Genomic DNA, 12,807 nt, shown 5'->3' on the forward strand with positions numbered 1-12,807 from the left:
TGTTAAAAAGTGTTCACCATGTCCCCGAACACCTGTCTACCATGTCCCCGGACTGTACACCCACGGGGAGAGGGGACTTTTCGGTGCGGTTTTAATGCCAGCAGAAGTGATGCACAACCTGGGTAATCAGCTCGCGGGTGGGCTTGATGAAGCGGGTTTCCAGATATTCATCCGGCTGGTGGGCCTGATTAATGGAGCCAGGGCCGAGGACCAGCGTCGGGCAAAGCGTTTGAATAAAAGGCGCTTCGGTGCAGTAGTTCACCACGTCGGTTTTCTCGCCGAGCAGTTTTTCCACCACCTGAACCAGCTGATGGTCTGGCGGGCATTCGTAGCCCGGGATTGGCGGATGCAGTTCGGAGACCGTCAGGCGTCCCGGCCAGCGCTCGCTCACCGGGGCCAGCGCTTCATTCAGCAGGCCATCCAGATCGCTCAGCGTCATGCCCGGCAGCGGACGGATATCCATATGCAGTTCGCAGCAGGCGCAGATGCGGTTGGACGCATCGCCGCCGTGCAGGCTACCGAGGTTCAGCGTCGGATACGGCACGGTGAATGCCTCGTAGTGATACCGCTCTTTCAAATCGTCGCGCAGGGTCATAATGCGGCCAATGGCGTCGTGCATCAGCTCAATGGCGTTCACGCCGCGCGCCGGATCGCTGGAGTGACCGGACTGGCCCAGCACGCGCACCGCGGTAGAAATATGGCCTTTGTGCGCACGAATCGGCTGCAGAGAGGTCGGTTCACCGATGATCGCGCAGTCCGGACGAATCGACGTGTTTTCAGAGAAATAACGTGCGCCCGCCATGCTGGTCTCTTCATCGGCGGTTGCCAGAATGTAGAGCGGATTTTTCAGCTTCGTCACGTCCACGTCACGCAGCGCGTCGAGGATAAAGGCGAAGAAGCCTTTCATGTCGGCGGTGCCCAGACCGTAGAGCTTGTTGTCATGCTCGGTCAGGGTGAACGGATCGCGCGTCCAGCGGCCATCGTCAAACGGTACGGTGTCGGTATGGCCGGCCAGCAGCAGGCCGCCCGCGCCGGTTCCGGTGCTGGCGAGCAGGTTAAATTTGTGGCGTGTTCCGGGGACGGGCTGAACCTCAACGTTAAACCCAAGATCGCTAAACCAACCCGCCAGCAGATTGATTAAAGACTCATTGCTCTGATCCAGCGCTTCTTCGGTCGCACTGATGGACGGTGTGGCAATCAGGGCGCGGTAGATCTCGATAAATGGCGGTAAGTTCATTTTCATTGTTGACACACCTTAGGTCGTGATAGTATCAATATTCATGCAATAAATGTGAATAAAAATACATTAACGTTGAGCATAAAGGAACCCGATGTTGAATACGCTGATTGTAGGCGCTAGCGGTTATGCGGGCGCAGAGCTTGTAAGCTACGTAAATCGCCACCCTCATATGACCATAACCGCTTTGACCGTGTCAGCGCAAAGCAATGATGCAGGAAAGTTAATTTCCGATTTGCATCCGCAGCTTAAGGGCATGGTCGATCTGCCGCTGCAGCCGATGTCTGACATCAGCGAGTTTACCGACGGCGTCGACGTGGTGTTTTTAGCCACCGCGCACGAGGTCAGCCACGACCTTGCGCCGCAGTTCCTGGCGGCCGGCTGCGTGGTGTTTGACCTCTCCGGCGCGTTCCGCGTTAACGACGGCGCGTTCTACGAAAAATATTACGGCTTCACTCATCAGCATCCGGATCTGCTTGAAAAAGCGGTGTACGGCCTGGCGGAGTGGAGTGCGGATAAACTGAAAGAAGCGGACCTGATTGCCGTTCCGGGCTGCTACCCGACGGCGGCACAGCTCTCCCTGAAGCCGCTGATCGACGCCGGTCTGCTGGATCTAAGCCAGTGGCCGGTGATCAACGCCACCAGCGGCGTGAGCGGTGCGGGGCGCAAGGCCGCTATCTCCAACAGCTTCTGCGAAGTGAGCCTTCAGCCGTATGGCGTGTTTAATCACCGCCATCATCCTGAAATCACCACCCATCTGGGCGCGGAGGTGATTTTTACCCCGCACCTGGGCAGCTTCCCGCGCGGGATCCTCGAAACCATCACCTGTCGCCTGAAGTCGGGAGTGACGAAAGAGCAGGTGAGCGAGGCCTTCACGCAGGCGTATGCGGATAAGCCGCTGGTGCGTCTGTACGACAAAGGCGTGCCGGCGCTCAAAAATGTGGTTGGCCTGCCGTTCTGCGATATCGGCTTTGCCGTACAGGGCGAGCATCTTATTGTGGTCGCCGCAGAAGATAACTTACTCAAAGGCGCTGCCGCACAGGCAATGCAGTGTGCAAATATTCGTTTCGGCTTCCCTGAAACGCAGGCTCTTATTTAAGGTGTGATGATGAACCCATTAATTATCAAACTCGGTGGTGTACTGCTGGACAGCGAAGAAGCGCTGGAGCGCCTGTTTACCGCGCTGGTGAACTATCGCGAATCGCACCAGCGTCCGCTGGTGATTGTGCACGGCGGCGGCTGCGTGGTGGATGAGCTGATGAAAGGGCTGAATCTGCCGGTGAAAAAGAAAAATGGCCTGCGCGTCACGCCTGCTGACCAGATTGACATCATTACCGGCGCGCTGGCGGGCACGGCGAACAAAACGCTGCTGGCATGGGCGAAGAAACACCATATTGCGTCCGTTGGCCTCTACCTGGGCGACGGTGACAGCGTAAAAGTGACCCAGCTCGACGAAGAGCTCGGCCATGTTGGACTGGCGCAGCCAGGTTCGCCTAAGCTGATTAACACCCTGCTGGAAGGCGGTTTCCTGCCGGTGGTGAGCTCTATCGGCGTGACCGAAGAGGGCGAGCTGATGAACGTTAACGCGGACCAGGCGGCAACCGCGCTGGCGGCCACGCTGGGCGCAGACCTGATCCTGCTCTCCGACGTGAGCGGCATTCTTGACGGTAAAGGCCAGCGCATAGCGGAAATGACCGCCGCCAAAGCCGAGCAGCTGATCGCTCAGGGCATTATTACCGACGGCATGATCGTCAAAGTGAACGCCGCGCTGGATGCGGCGCGCACGCTGGGCCGCCCGGTGGATATCGCCTCCTGGCGTCACGCGGAGCAGCTCCCGGCGCTGTTTAACGGCACGCCGATTGGCACGCGTATTTTAGCGTAAGTTTTTAGTGAATGACCGTAGGCCGGGTAAGCGAAGCGCCACCCGGCGGAACTAACGAATAAAGGAACGATGTTATGGCACTTTGGGGTGGGCGTTTTACACAGGCAGCGGATCAGCGGTTCAAACAGTTCAACGACTCTTTGCGCTTCGACTACCGCCTGGCCGAACAGGATATTGTCGGCTCTGTGGCCTGGTCCAAAGCGCTGGTGACCGTTGGCGTACTGACCGCAGACGAACAGCAGCAGCTGGAAGAGGCGCTGAACAACCTGCTGGAAGAGGTGCGTCTGGATCCGCAGCAAATCCTGCAGAGCGATGCCGAAGATATTCACAGCTGGGTGGAAGGCAAGCTGATCGACAAAGTCGGTCAGCTGGGTAAAAAGCTGCACACCGGCCGTAGCCGTAACGACCAGGTCGCCACCGACCTGAAGCTGTGGTGTAAAGAGACCGTTGGCGAACTGCTGGCGGCCAACCGTCAGCTTCAAAGTGCGCTGGTAGAGACCGCGCAGAACAATCAGGACGCGGTGATGCCGGGTTATACCCACCTGCAGCGCGCGCAGCCGGTGACCTTTGCGCACTGGTGCCTGGCCTACGTTGAGATGCTGGCGCGTGACGAAAGCCGTCTGCAGGATACCCTGAAACGTCTGGACGTCAGCCCGCTGGGCAGCGGCGCGCTGGCCGGTACTGCGTATGAAATCGACCGCGAGCAGCTGGCAGGATGGCTGGGCTTTGCTTCCGCCACCCGCAACAGCCTGGACAGCGTATCTGACCGTGACCACGTGCTGGAGCTGCTCTCCAATGCCTCTATCGGGATGGTGCATCTTTCGCGCTTTGCCGAAGACCTGATCTTCTTTAATTCCGGTGAAGCGGGCTTCGTTGAGCTGTCCGACCGCGTGACCTCAGGCTCATCGCTGATGCCGCAGAAGAAAAACCCGGACGCGCTGGAGCTGATCCGCGGCAAGTGCGGTCGCGTGCAGGGCGCGCTGACCGGCATGATGATGACCCTGAAAGGGCTGCCGCTGGCGTATAACAAAGATATGCAGGAAGACAAGGAAGGGCTGTTCGACGCGCTCGACACCTGGCTGGACTGTCTGCACATGGGCGCGCTGGTGCTGGACGGCATTCAGGTGAAACGTCCGCGCTGCCAGGAAGCGGCGCAGCAGGGCTATGCGAACGCTACCGAACTGGCGGATTATCTGGTGGCGAAAGGCGTACCGTTCCGTGAAGCGCACCATATTGTGGGCGAAGCGGTGGTGGAAGCGATTCGTCAGGGTAAACCGCTGGAAGATCTGGCGCTGGCCGATCTACAGAAATTCAGCGCGGTTATCGGGGAGGATGTGTATCCGATTCTTTCGCTGCAGTCCTGCCTGGACAAGCGTGCGGCGAAAGGCGGCGTGTCGCCTAAGCAGGTGGCGCAGGCGATTGCGGATGCGAAAAACCGGCTGGTTTGAACCGTGCGGGCTGGTGCCCTCACCCCGGCCCTCTCCCACAGGGAGAGGGAGTAAAACGGAGCCTGGCTTAGCGCCAGGCTTTTTTATGTTTATGCAAAAAAAAAGCGGACCACGGGGTCCGCAAAAGTTCACGTTGGCTTTAGTTGTTCGAGTTTTGAGAGAAACTCGCTGACGGTGCGGGGACGTCAAGGGTCAAACACGTGCCGCCTCGTCTATGTGGTGTATTATTCAACAGAATGCTTGATAGGGATAATCGTTCGTTGCTATGCTATCTATCGCCATGAACTATCGTGGCGACGGAGGATGAATAATGAATATTCGTGATCTTGAATACCTGGTAGCGTTAGCCGAGCATCGTCACTTTCGCCGCGCGGCAGATTCCTGCCACGTCAGCCAGCCGACGCTGAGCGGGCAGATCCGCAAGCTGGAAGACGAGCTGGGCGTGATGCTGCTGGAGCGCACCAGCCGTAAGGTGCTGTTCACCCAGGCCGGTCTTCTGCTGGTGGATCAGGCGCGCACCGTGCTGCGCGAGGTCAAAGTGCTCAAGGAAATGGCAAGCCAGCAGGGAGAGGCCATGTCCGGCCCGCTGCATATTGGCCTGATCCCAACCGTTGGCCCGTACCTGTTACCGCACATCATTCCGATGCTGCACCAGACGTTCCCGAAACTCGAAATGTACCTGCATGAAGCGCAAACCCATCAGCTGCTGGCGCAGCTGGACAGCGGCAAGCTCGACTGCGCCATTCTGGCGCTGGTGAAAGAGAGCGAAGCGTTTATTGAAGTACCGCTGTTCGATGAGCCGATGATGCTGGCGATCTATGAAGATCACCCGTGGGCGAACCGCGATCGCGTGCCGATGGCCGATCTGGCCGGGGAAAAGCTGCTGATGCTGGAAGACGGTCACTGCCTGCGCGATCAGGCGATGGGCTTCTGCTTCGAAGCGGGCGCTGACGAAGATACCCACTTCCGCGCAACCAGTCTGGAAACGCTGCGTAATATGGTGGCGGCGGGAAGCGGTATTACGTTGCTGCCTGCGCTGGCCGTGCCGCGCGAGCGTAAGCGTGATGGCGTGGTGTACCTGCCGTGCATTAAGCCGGAGCCGCGTCGCACCATTGGCCTGGTGTATCGCCCAGGGTCACCGCTGCGCAGCCGCTATGAGCAGCTGGCAGAGGCCATCCGCGGTGCGATGGATGGCCATTTCGACAGCGCGTTAAAACAGGCGGTTTAAGCCGTTCAGCGCGGCTACCCGATAGGCTTCTGCCATGGTCGGGTAGTTAAAGGTGGTGTTAACGAAGTACTCAATGGTGTTACCACCACCTTTCTGCTCCATGATTGCCTGGCCGATATGAATGATTTCCGCCGCGCGTTCACCAAAGCAGTGAATCCCGAGGATCTCTTTCGTCTCGCGATGGAACAGAATTTTCAGCGTACCTACGCTCATCCCCACGATCTGCGCCCGCGCCAGATGTTTAAACTGGGCACGACCTACCTCGTAAGGCACCTTCATTGACGTCAGCTGCTGCTCGGTTTTTCCCACGGAACTGATTTCCGGAATGGTGTAGATCCCCGTCGGGATATCTTCGATCAGATGCGCCGTCGCTTCGCCTTTCACCAGCGCCTGAGCGGCAATGCGGCCCTGATCGTAAGCGGCGGAGGCCAGGCTCGGGTAGCCAATTACGTCGCCCACCGCGTATACGTGCGGCAGCGCGGTCTGATACATGCTGTTGACCTTCAGCTGACCGCGGCTGTCTGTTTCAAGCCCGATATTTTCCAGCCGCAGTGAATCGGTATTGCCGGTACGGCCGTTGGCGTACAGCAGGCAGTCGGCTTTCAGCTTCTTGCCGGACTTCAGGTGCATGATCACACCGTCATCGCAGCCTTCTATTTTCTCGTACTCTTCGTTGTGACGAATTACAACGCCGCTGTTCCAGAAGTGATAGGAGAGGGAGTCTGACATCTCCTGATCGAGGAACGCCAGCAGGCGATCGCGGGTGTTAATCAGGTCAACTTTGACATCCATTCCGCGGAAGATCGACGCGTATTCGCAGCCGATGACCCCTGCGCCATAGATAATGACGTGGCGGGGTTCATGGTGCAGGCTCAGAATGGAGTCGCTGTCGTAGACGCGTGGGTGTGAGAAGTCGACGTCGGCCGGATGGTAAGGGCGTGAACCGCAGGCAATCACAAATTTTTCAGCGGTGATCGTCTCAATCGAACCGTCGTGGCATTCGAGTGCCAGGGTGTGTTCATCCACAAAATGCGCGTTGCCCTGCAGGATTTCACAATGGTTACGCTCATAAAAGCCCTGACGCATGCGCGTCTGCTGGTTAATGACGGTATCCGCGTGATTCAGGATGTCGGCAAAGGAGGAACGAAGAAGTCGGGAGTGGTCGCTGTAAAGAGGGTTCTGGTTAAATTCGATAATGCGGCTAACGGCGTGGCGGAGGGCTTTCGATGGGATGGTGCCCCAGTGGGTGCAACCGCCGCCGACATTATGGTAGCGCTCGATGACCGCTACTCTGGCTCCCTGTTTCACCAGACCCATAGCAGCACCTTCGCCGCCGGGGCCGGAACCAATAACTATTGCGTCGTAATCGTAGGAATGTGGCATGGCAAGGCTTACCTGTTCTTATACATAAAAGCAACAGAATCATAACATCATTGCCAGGGTAACCCAATTATCGTTGTGCTTTTTTCCGGCAGTGGAGCACAAACCGCACGTAAACAATCATTCACAAAGCTGAGCAAACAGATTAATTTTATTCTCTGGTATAGTGCCATCAGGCCTTTGGAAGGATTCAACTATCGTGATGGGCGTAAGAGCACAACAAAAAGAGAAAACCCGGCGTTCGCTGGTGGAAGCCGCATTCAGTCAACTGAGTGCTGAGCGGAGTTTTGCCAGTTTGAGCCTGCGCGAAGTCGCACGCGAGGCCGGGATTGCGCCAACGTCCTTCTATCGTCACTTCCGTGATGTGGATGAACTGGGCCTGACCATGGTCGACGAGAGCGGTTTGATGCTGCGCCAGCTGATGCGCCAGGCGCGTCAGCGTATCGCAAAAGGGGGCAGCGTGATCCGCACCTCCGTGTCGACGTTTATGGAATTTATCGGCAATAACCCCAACGCGTTTCGTCTGCTTCTGCGCGAACGTTCGGGCACATCGGCAGCGTTTCGTGCCGCCGTCGCGCGGGAAATTCAGCACTTCATCGCGGAACTTGCCGACTATCTTGAACTCGAAAACCATATGCCGCGTGCCTTTACTGAAGCACAGGCCGAGGCGATGGTGACGATTGTGTTCAGCGCGGGTGCCGAAGCGCTGGACGTCAGCATTGAACAACGCAAGCAGCTTGAAGAGCGACTGGTATTGCAGCTCAGGATGATCTCCAAAGGCGCGTACTACTGGTATCGCCGTGAACAAGAGAAACTGGCACATCAAACCGAAGAGTGAAGGTGAGTAATGAAACAGTCAGGTCAGGATAAAGGGACGCTGTTGCTGGCATTGATCGCTGGCTTATCCATTAATGGCACGTTTGCCGCTATTTTTAGCTCCATCGTGCCATTTTCGATTTTCCCGCTTATTGCGCTGGTGCTGACGGTCTACTGCCTGCATCAGCGTTACCTGAACCGTACGATGCCGGTTGGGTTACCGGGGCTGGCCGCTGCCTGTTTTATTCTGGGCGTATTGCTGTATAGCACCGTGGTGCGCGCGGAGTATCCGGATATCGGCTCTAACTTCTTCCCTGCGGTACTGTCCGTGGCGCTGGTGTTCTGGATTGGCTCGCGCATGCGTAGCCGCAAGAGCCAACTGCCAGAGTAATGAGGTCTGAGCAGGGCAGGTAAGCGAAGCGCCACCTGCCGAAAACGCCGGCGAGTTACTTCGCCGTGAGCAGTACACCGCACTCCATATGGTGTGTATACGGGAACTGATCGAACAGCGCCAGACGTTCAACCTTGTGCGTCTGGCTTAATGTTTCCAGATTCTTGCACAGCGTCTCCGGGTTACAGGAGATGTACAAAATACGCGGGTACGCCTGCACCATCTTCTCGGTTTCGCTGTCCAGGCCGCTGCGCGGCGGGTCGACAAAAATCGTCTCACACTGATAGCTCTTCAAATCGATCCCTTCCAGGCGGTTAAACTGGCGTACACCGTTCATGGCCTGGGTGAACTCTTCTGCCGCCATGCGAATGATCTGCACGTTATCGATATGGTTAGCGGCGATGTTGTACTGCGCGGCCGCTACCGACGGCTTGGCGATTTCCGTTGCCAGCACGCGTTCGAAGTTACGCGCCAGCGCCAGCGAGAAGTTGCCGTTACCGCAGTACAGCTCAAGCAGATCGCCCTTAGACCCTTCCGTCGCCTTCAGCGCCCACTCCAGCATCTGCACGTTCATCGCGGCATTCGGCTGGGTGAAGCTGTTTTCCACCTGACGGTAAACCATCTCTTTACCTGCCACCGGCAGACGCTCGTCGACGTAATCCTGATCCAGCATGATTTTGGTTTTGGTCGCGCGGCCAATCAGGTGCACGTTGATGTTCTGCGCACGCAGCGTATCGCGCAGGGCTTCGGCCTGCTCGCGCCATTCGTCGGTCAGCGCTTTGTGGTACAGCAGAGAGACAATCGCCTGATTGCTTTGCGTGGTCAGATAGTCAATCTGGAACAGCTTGTGGCGCAGCACCGGATTGTTGCGCACGCCTTCAACGATCAGCGTCATCAGCTGGTTGATAAGCTCGCTCGCTGCCGGGAAGCTGTCCACGCGAATGCGTGATTTGGTCTGCTGATCAAAAATGATGTGGTACAGGTCGTCGCCGTCATGCCAGATGCGGAACTCGGCGCGCATGCGGTAGTGGCTGACAGGGGAGCGGAACACCTCGGGAACGGGCGCGTTGAAAGGCGTCATCATACTTTGCAGACGGACAACTTTCTCGGCCAGCTGCGCGTCGTACTGTTCTGTCGGGAGGTGTTCTGGGGTCATGATGCGTCCTGAGTGATAAAGAATTACGCGGGGATTGTAGGGATTGTTCAGGGGATGTCCAGATTTAATGGCCAATAGCTGTCTGGACATCTATACGTGTCTAATTGTAGCATTCTGTTTCCGGTCTCCTGAGAGTGAAAAGGGAATCCAGTGAAAATCTGGAGCTGACGCGCAGCGGTAAAGACTGGCGGGATGAGAGCTGTAGACACTGTGAAAATGGGAAGTCTTCATCCGTATAACGCCACCTAGCCCGAAGACCTGCCGGGATCACGTCGCATTTGGTTTCATCATCGCGTGCTATAGATGAGGCCTGCGGCATCCTTCTTATATTGTGGATGCTTTAACAATGATTAAAAAAGTATCGCTGTTGACGGCGCTGTCCGTCACGGCATTTTCGGGCTGGGCGCAGGATAGCGCTGACTCGTTGGTGGTGACGGCAAATCGTTTTGAACAACCTGAAAAAACTATTCTGGCAGCAACGTCGGTGGTTACGCGTGCCGATATTGACCGCTGGCAGTCAACCTCGGTGCTGGACGTTATGCGTCGCCTGCCCGGCGTGGACACGGCGCAAAATGGCGGGATGGGGCAACTCTCTTCTCTCTTTATCCGTGGCACCAACTCCAGCCACGTCCTGATTCTCGTTGACGGCATCCGCCTTAACCAGGCGGGCGTCACGGGGTCGTCCGATCTCAGCCAGTTCCCGATCTCCCTGGTGCAGCGTATCGAATATGTGCGTGGACCGCGTTCGGCGGTATACGGCTCGGATGCGATTGGCGGTGTAGTCAACATTATTACCACTCGCGCGAAGGACGGTACGACGCTGAATGCCGGCGTAGGGTCGCACGGTTACCAGAATTATGGCGGCAGTACCCAGCAAACGCTGGGCGACAGCACGCGCGTCACGCTGGCGGGGGATTACACCTATACCAAAGGTTTCGATGTGGTTGCGGACGGCAACAATGGTGGCCTTGCCCAGACCGATCGTGACGGATTTATGAATAAAACGCTCTACGGTGCAGTGGAGCACGCATTCTCAGACCAGTGGAGCGGATTTGTTCGCGGCTTTGGCTACAGCAACCGTACGGCCTATGACGGTTACTACAGCTCATTTACCCCTGACGTACTGGTCGATACCCGCCAGCTCTATAGCCAGACCTGGGACGCAGGATTACGCTTCAACGAGGACATCTTCCATTCACAGCTGCTCACCAGCTATAGCCACAGCAAAGACTATAACTACGACCCTAATTTGGGCCGTTACGATTCGACGGCCACGCTGGATGAAATCAAACAGTACAACGTCCAGTGGCTCAACTCCGTTGATGTGGGGCACGGGAACATTGGTGCGGGCGTTGACTGGCAGAAGCAGAGCACCGAGCCGGGTACAAACTACGTGACCAACGGCTACAACCTGCGTAACACCGGCGTCTACCTGACCGGGCTGCAGCAGCTGGGCGATTTCACTCTGGAAGGGGCGGTTCGCAGCGATGACAACTCTCAGTTTGGTCGCCATGGCACCTGGCAAAGCAGTGCAGCGTGGGAGTTCGTGGACGGTTACCGCTTCATTGCTTCTTATGGTACGGCCTATAAGGCCCCGAATCTGGGTCAACTCTATGGCTTCTATGGCAATGACCATCTTGATCCAGAAGAGAGCAAGCAGTGGGAAGGGGCGTTTGAAGGCCTGACGGCAGGCGTGAGCTGGCGCGTATCCGGCTACCGTAATGACGTTGATAATCTCATCGACTTCAATAATAACCTTCAGGAATATTACAACGTCGGTAAAGCACGCATTAAGGGTGTGGAAGCGACGGCGTCGTTTGATACAGGTCCGTTGACGCATACCGTTGGCTACGACTATGTGGATGCCCGCAATGCGGCGACCAACGAACTTCTGGACCGTCGTGCTAAGCAGCAGGTGAAATATCAGCTCGATACGCAGATCTATGATTTCGACTGGAGCCTGACGTATCACTATCTCGGCACGCGTTACGACACTGATTTTGGTTCTTATCCGTCAGAAAAAGTGAAAATGGGCGGTGTGAGTCTGTGGGATGTCGCAGTTTCATATCCGGTCACCTCACACCTCACAGTTCGTGGTAAAATAGCCAACCTGTTCGATAAAGATTACGAGACAGTTTATGGCTACCAAACTGCAGGACGGGAATACACCTTGTCTGGCAGCTACACCTTCTAATCCGCGCCCTACCGTGCTGGTGTTTGATTCCGGCGTCGGTGGGCTTTCGGTCTACGATGAGATTCGGCATCTCCTGCCGGATCTCCATTACATCTACGCCTTCGATAACGTCGCTTTTCCTTATGGGGAGAAGAGTGAGGACTTTATCGTTGAGCGCGTGGTTGAAATCGTCACCGCGGTACAAAAGCGCTATCCCCTTGCGCTGGCGGTCATTGCCTGTAATACGGCGAGCACCGTTTCTCTTCCCGCCCTGCGTGAGAAATTCCAGTTCCCGGTTGTGGGCGTTGTTCCTGCCATAAAGCCTGCCGCGCGTCTGACGGCGAACGGTATCGTGGGCTTGCTGGCCACGCGTGGCACGGTGAAGCGTCCTTATACCCGCGAGCTGATCGACCGTTTTGCTAACGAATGCCAGATTGCAATGCTTGGCTCCGCTGAGCTGGTGGAGATGGCGGAAGCGAAACTGCACGGCGAGACGGTATCGCTCGAAGAGCTGCGTCGTATTCTTCGTCCGTGGCTGCGGATGCCCGAACCACCGGATACGGTTGTGCTGGGCTGCACCCACTTTCCTCTCTTGCAGGAAGAGCTATTAGAAGTGCTTCCGGAGGGGACGCGGCTGGTGGATTCTGGTGCGGCGATCGCCCGTCGTACGGCCTGGCTGCTGGAGCATGAAGCCCCGGATGCGAAATCTACTGATGCGAATATCGCGTTTTGTATGGCGTTAACAAAAGAAACTGAACAACTTTTACCCGTTTTACGCCGTTATGGCTTTGAAACGCTCGAAAAACTGGCGCTATAGCACGGTTTTGAGCAAAAAAGAGACGGTTGAAAGTTTTTTTTAAAAGAGGGGTTGTCAACGTCTGAGAACTCCCTATAATGCGCCTCCACTGACACGGAACAACGGCTTACAGGCCGCCGGGTTAGCGGGGTTCAGAGATGAATGCCAACAGAGAAAAGCGAAAATAATCACTTGACTCTGAATGAGGAAAACGTAATATACGGGACCTCGCAACGGTGAGCGAAAGCCGCGTTGCACTGCTCTTTAACAATTTATCAGACAATCTGTGTGGGCACTCAA

At 56.5% G+C, this 12,807-nt stretch carries 11 protein-coding genes and 1 riboswitch; of the genes, 8 read left to right on the top strand and 3 right to left on the bottom strand.

Features of this window, described 5'->3' with window-relative positions:
• Positions 1-91: 91 nt before the first annotated feature.
• Positions 92-1,243 (bottom strand): acetylornithine deacetylase, encoded by a 1,152-nt coding sequence (argE, locus tag IM314_RS21705; protein ID WP_153657341.1) that lies wholly within the window; start codon positions 1,241-1,243, stop codon positions 92-94.
• A gap of 88 nt (positions 1,244-1,331) precedes the next feature.
• On the opposite strand from argE, the gene argC reads away from it, so the two are divergent.
• The 4 genes from argC (at position 1,332) to oxyR (ending at position 5,795) form a co-directional block, all read left to right on the top strand.
• Entirely contained in the window at positions 1,332-2,336 is a 1,005-nt protein-coding gene (argC, locus tag IM314_RS21710) for an N-acetyl-gamma-glutamyl-phosphate reductase (RefSeq protein ID WP_041911806.1), read from the top strand.
• A gap of 6 nt (positions 2,337-2,342) precedes the next feature.
• Positions 2,343-3,119 (top strand): acetylglutamate kinase, encoded by a 777-nt coding sequence (gene argB, locus IM314_RS21715; protein WP_098946274.1) that lies wholly within the window; start codon positions 2,343-2,345, stop codon positions 3,117-3,119.
• A gap of 74 nt (positions 3,120-3,193) precedes the next feature.
• On the top strand, positions 3,194-4,567 hold the full coding sequence (gene argH / locus IM314_RS21720) for an argininosuccinate lyase (protein WP_193359358.1): 1,374 nt from the start codon (positions 3,194-3,196) through the stop codon (positions 4,565-4,567).
• Positions 4,568-4,877: 310 nt separating this feature from the next.
• On the top strand, positions 4,878-5,795 hold the full coding sequence (gene oxyR / locus IM314_RS21725) for a DNA-binding transcriptional regulator OxyR (RefSeq protein ID WP_025758848.1): 918 nt from the start codon (positions 4,878-4,880) through the stop codon (positions 5,793-5,795).
• Here the strand turns inward: oxyR and sthA are convergent.
• The gene (sthA, locus tag IM314_RS21730; protein WP_045260262.1) at positions 5,778-7,178 is read right to left on the bottom strand and encodes a Si-specific NAD(P)(+) transhydrogenase; all 1,401 of its coding nucleotides are present in this window, start codon (positions 7,176-7,178) and stop codon (positions 5,778-5,780) included. The two genes, oxyR and sthA, sit on opposite strands and share 18 nt — an antisense overlap.
• Before the next feature lie 196 nt (positions 7,179-7,374).
• Between sthA and fabR the strand changes: the two genes are divergently transcribed.
• Together fabR and IM314_RS21740 are read left to right on the top strand one after the other, a co-directional pair.
• Positions 7,375-8,013 (top strand): HTH-type transcriptional repressor FabR, encoded by a 639-nt coding sequence (fabR, locus tag IM314_RS21735; protein ID WP_008501784.1) that lies wholly within the window; start codon positions 7,375-7,377, stop codon positions 8,011-8,013.
• A 9-nt stretch (positions 8,014-8,022) separates the two neighbouring features.
• On the top strand, positions 8,023-8,382 hold the full coding sequence (locus tag IM314_RS21740; protein ID WP_008501783.1) for a YijD family membrane protein: 360 nt from the start codon (positions 8,023-8,025) through the stop codon (positions 8,380-8,382).
• A 55-nt stretch (positions 8,383-8,437) separates the two neighbouring features.
• Here IM314_RS21740 and trmA read toward each other — a convergent pair whose 3' ends face one another.
• Positions 8,438-9,538 carry a tRNA (uridine(54)-C5)-methyltransferase TrmA gene (gene trmA, locus IM314_RS21745; RefSeq protein ID WP_060571882.1) on the bottom strand — a complete coding sequence of 367 codons (1,101 nt, stop codon included), beginning with the start codon at positions 9,536-9,538 and terminating at the stop codon, positions 8,438-8,440.
• 104 nt (positions 9,539-9,642) lie between these two features.
• A riboswitch (cobalamin riboswitch) is annotated at positions 9,643-9,819 on the top strand.
• 65 nt (positions 9,820-9,884) lie between these two features.
• Between trmA and btuB the strand changes: the two genes are divergently transcribed.
• Together btuB and murI are read left to right on the top strand one after the other, a co-directional pair.
• The gene (gene btuB / locus IM314_RS21750) at positions 9,885-11,732 is read left to right on the top strand and encodes a TonB-dependent vitamin B12 receptor BtuB (RefSeq protein ID WP_193359357.1); all 1,848 of its coding nucleotides are present in this window, start codon (positions 9,885-9,887) and stop codon (positions 11,730-11,732) included.
• Positions 11,677-12,528, top strand: a complete 852-nt coding sequence (murI, locus tag IM314_RS21755) for a glutamate racemase (RefSeq protein ID WP_048958142.1) — start codon at positions 11,677-11,679, stop codon at positions 12,526-12,528. The genes btuB and murI overlap by 56 nt, the downstream gene beginning before the upstream one ends.
• The last annotated feature ends 279 nt before the right edge of the window (positions 12,529-12,807 follow it).

Origin of the sequence: Enterobacter cloacae complex sp. P42RS (assembly GCF_014930595.1) — a bacterium.
Lineage (GTDB): Bacteria > Pseudomonadota > Gammaproteobacteria > Enterobacterales > Enterobacteriaceae > Enterobacter > Enterobacter bugandensis.